Genomic DNA, 4,726 nt, shown 5'->3' on the forward strand with positions numbered 1-4,726 from the left:
CCCCGGGACAGCGGCCTCATGGCCCGGACCCAGAAATTATTCCGCCGGGAACTGTCATCTTCTGAAAACCGGGTGGTTCTGGCCAACGGCATTGAGGTGGTTCCGGGAACCCGGGCAAGGTTCCATTTCCGCACCTTTCTGGGGTCTGCCGGCAACCTGGTGCTGGAATGGGCTGTCCGGGATCATTTCCAGGATGATGGCCTGGAAGTGGCCTCCAGCGAAACCGGGGTGGAATGCGCCTGCTGGATTGACTTTCAAAAACTGAACCTGCCCGTTACAGAAAAGGCATTTCACACCTGGGTCTTAGCCCATTTCAGGGTGCTGCGCAGCCTGATTCCCTTGAGTATTTTCTGGCGGACCCTGCCCCGGAAACAGATGGTTGAAGAGGTGGCGGATTTCCTCTTTGACCCGCGGGTGGCAGATACCTTTGCCCGGTATCTTGAATCGGGTTCGGATATCGTTTCCGGGGATATGGCTGATCTTTCCGGACCCTTGCCCATGGCTGCCGGTGAATCTTTGGACTTTGAGATGGAAGCCGGAGCCGCGCTCCTGTCCCATGAAAAACAGACAGCAACACCGCCGGAATATTCACCCTTTTTATCCCCCTTTTTTGCCATCGGACGGCAGGCTCCCTGCCTTGATCCGGACCGGTCCGACGCCCGGGCACTCACCGCCACCATGGTCAGTGATTATATGTTTCACGGCCAGTGTGACCGCCGGTTCTGTCTGTCATACCTTGGCCTGGCCCATCCCGTAAAAGAGCAGGACCATATCATGGCCCTTGTCCGGGAGCAGGGAGTCCAACATGAACAGGCAGTGCTGGCCGCCCTTGAACAACAGGGGAACCACCTGGCGGTCCCGGAACCGGCAGCCGCTGAAGAGCCCCGGTGGGCCCCTTCGGTTAAGCTGCTGGAAGAAACAATAGCGCAACTGGCTGTCCGTGATCCGGAAAAAGACCCGCCGGTCTGGCTGTCCCAGTGCTATCTCACAACAGAAGGGCCCATCCGTCAATTTCCCCATATCACAGGTATCGGCATCCCCGATCTTTTGAAACTGTCCCCGGGCGAAGACGGACAGGCAATCATTCAAGCCGGGGATATCAAGCGCAGCCAGAAACCAGGATACCACCATAAATGGCAGGTGGCTTTCTATGCCCTGGCACTGGAACAAATTATTGACCGCTGCAACCTGCCTGCCCGGGTCTCCCCCAACGGGTTCATCATTACCCCGCCGCCATTGGGCGATGTCCGGGAAACAGCACCGTATCAGATCCATGAATTTGATTTAACCCCATACATGGCAACCCTGCCCACGCTCCTGCACCACCTTGGCCATGTGCTGTCCGGCCTGCCGGCCCGTGCAGATTACAGGCTCCAAAACCTGTGTACCGCCTGTTCCGGATTCCCCGGCTGCTACCACCATGCCCTGGCCCACGAGGAGATCCGGTTCCTGCCCAAATTAACCAGAGGCGAACTGGCTGTCCTGAAACAGATGGGCTGCACCACCCTTGAACAGGTCCCCGGTGCCCTTGAAAACCAAGCCGCTCTGCTCTCCCCGGGACAGCAAAAAAAATTAACGGGATGGTGTGATGCCTTTTTAAGCGGCCGCATCCGCTGCCACAAAAAAAAGACCCACCAGTTCCCGGCCAACCTGTCCAGGCCCATTTTCATCCACCTGGAAAAAGATCCCCTGGACGGCCTGCCCCGGGTCCTGGGGTGGCAGGTCCTGGATACAGACGGCCGGACAATAGTTGAATCAAAGGTATGGACCATGGAAACCCAAGCGGAGCGCCAGGCAGTCCGGCAAACCTTTTTAAGGGAATTGGCCCGGGTGTGGGAACAAAGCATCCATGCCGGCCAGGGCCCCCATCTCTTCCATTTTGGTGCCCAGACACCGGCTGCCCTGAATCAATGGGTCGAATGGCCCGGAGAGGCACAGGACCCATCCTGGGAATTCCTCGGCCAAACCCAGCCCTCTGCCTGGACAGATATACAAAAGGTCCTGGCCGCCCATTTTTATATGCCCGCGCCGGGCACAGCATCCCTGTATACCCTGGGCCGCATCTTCAAATGCCAGACCCTCCCGGCACCGCCCCCCACCCTGTTCCACCACAACAGCGGATTCATCAGCGATCTAGCCCAGGCTGCAGCCCAGGCCAGACAATGCCTCGGGCTCATGGCAGAACTCTACCAGACCGCCGTGTCCCGGCTGGAAAGCCAGTGGATCAGGGAATGGCCCCCTGTCAGCAACCAAGCCAACCCTGGCGACAAAAAGGCCCGGCCCTATACCACATTTATCCAGGAGGAACAACGCCTGAAAGAGGCAGATATCATGATGCTCCAGGAGCAGCCCCTGGAAGAGCGGATGCTGCGGTTCAGGTCCCTGGGATACCTGAAATTCATCCGGACCCGGCTGGACAGCTTCGGGCGCTTTATCAATCTCTTCAGGCCCACCGACCAGACCTGGCCGGCCAAATTCCGCCAGGGGGATTTTTTAAAACTGGTGCCCCATGGCATGGCTGATCTGCAAAACGGCTTTCCCGTGATCATGGTGGAATATAACAGGCAAGCCGGTGACATCGGGCTGCTTTCCCGGTCCGGCAAGATCAATCTCAATAAAGAATTGTTCTACTCCCTTGAAGAAGATATGGATGACTGGAACCGGGAAAAACTGCTTCACGCCGCCCAGACCCTGTTTTCAGAAGACAGATATCTCCGTCTGAGGCAGCTTCTGGCCGGGACAGCCCTGGAAAAACGGACACCGGCATCAGGGGCCTGGGTGGAAAAATGGCTGGCCCGGGACAACCACGGCCTCAACCCGTCCCAGCAGCAGGCCCTGAGGCTCCCGTTCCAATACCGCACCGCCATGATCCAGGGCCCGCCCGGCACAGGGAAAACCCATGTGCTGGGATGGATCATCATCGCCCTGATCCTTGAAGCCCATGAAACCGGAAAGCCCCTGCGCATCGGCATCAGCGCCCTGACCCACCAGGCCATTGACACGGTATTGAAAAAAGTGGTCCAACTGGCCAGCCAATATCTGCCGGGTGATTTTCCGGGCCTTTGCGTGAAATGGGGGGAGGAGAACACCCCTGAATCCGGAACATCCAGTCCGGGCCATGCCGCCATGAAAGTGGAATATACAAAGGAGGCCCGGGATCTGCCAACCCGGTCCTGGCTGATTTTAGGCGCCACCGGATACGGGTTTTATTCCCTGTTCAACAGCAGGGACAAAGGCTTTCCCCTGGCCCTGGACTGGATGATTTTTGACGAAGCCTCCCAGGTCCCGGTGCCCCAGGCCCTGCTCAGTCTCATATACGGCAGGGGAAATTTCCTTTTTCTGGGCGATGTCCACCAGCTTCCCCCCATTGTCATGGGCAATTATGGTCCCCATGACAATGGTAACAATGAAAACCAACTGCGCCTGAACAGCTCCATTCTCTCCAATATCCGGGACCTGTATCCGGAAGCGTGCCAGGCCACCCTGGACACCACCTTCCGGATGAACAGGGAAATCTGCGCATTCCCATCCAAAACCTGGTACCACAGCCGGCTTTGCCCACACCCTTCAGTGGAAAATGCACGGCTTTGCCTGAATGAGCCGGACGAAAAATACAATCCAGCAGAGGAAGATCCGATACTCAGGGATATCCTGGATCCCAAACAACCTGTTACGCTGGTATTAACGGATCACCAGGGATGCGCCCAGCAATCGGATGTGGAGGCGGATCTCATGGCGGCCCTGGCCCGCCGCCTGATCCTGGGCCACGGCCTTTCCCCGGACCGGATGGCCATCATCACCCCCCACCGGGCCCAGAACAATGCCATCCTCCAGCGGCTGGGGAAAATTCTGGCAGACCAGCACCCCCCGGACCCGGACAATACCCTTCTGCCCCTTGTGGACACAGTGGAACGAATCCAGGGTGCCGAACGGGATGTCATTCTCTTCGGCCTCACCGCCTCGGACCCGGATCATCTGGCCAGCGAATTTTTAAACAGCCCCAACCGCCTCAATGTGGCCATGACCCGGGCCAGGAAAAAACTGGTCATCATGGGCAGCCAGGCCTTTTTCTCGCTCATTCCCGATTCAGAGGCCCTGCTGGCCGGACACTGCTGCTTCAAACAGCTCCTGGCCCATTGCCGGACTCAAAATGCGGTATTTTATTTTCCCAAACAGTTATCCCCACTTTAATATTTTTGATATTAGACATTTTCGGAAATAATAATTATCTTTCAGGCTCTTGTTGTGCTTCAGGGTCGTATATATTCAACTTGGCCATAACTATATGAAATTATTTCAAATTTATCCGGGTCTTCAAGGGTTTAAGACATTGGTAAATTATCATTAAATTCAAGCAGTTAAAGCTATAGCCAAAAATAAGACCCCCCGAAACGCAACATGAGCCATCTTTCATTGTCAGCAAACATGCTGGCAGTTTGATTGTTTTTTAATTTTATAATGGAGCCTCCCTCATGATTTTTTATGAAACTACAATAAAAAATCCTTCTGCTATGATATCTATGACGGGTCTCACAAAATCCGAATTCGACTCTCTACTGCCCGTTTTTGAAAAAGCAGAAAAGGATTATGTAATGGAAATCCATGACAAGAACAAAGAACGAAAACGGATGCCCGGAGGAGGACGTAAACCGAAACTCCAGTCGGTCGGAGAACGGTTGTTTTTTATCCTCTTTTATCTGAAGACCTACCCTCTTCAACAGGTGAT

Annotated in this window: 1 protein-coding gene and 1 pseudogene; both read left to right on the forward strand. The window is 55.4% G+C overall.

From position 1 onward, the window contains the following. A partial coding sequence (locus AB7U36_RS18645) for an AAA domain-containing protein (RefSeq protein ID WP_428161163.1) occupies positions 1 to 4,191 on the forward strand: 4,191 nt, incomplete at its 5' end. 281 nt (positions 4,192 to 4,472) lie between these two features. Then, positions 4,473 to 4,726 (forward strand): annotated as a pseudogene (locus AB7U36_RS18650) (hypothetical protein); the annotation flags it as partial.

This window comes from Desulfobacter sp., assembly GCF_050177295.1.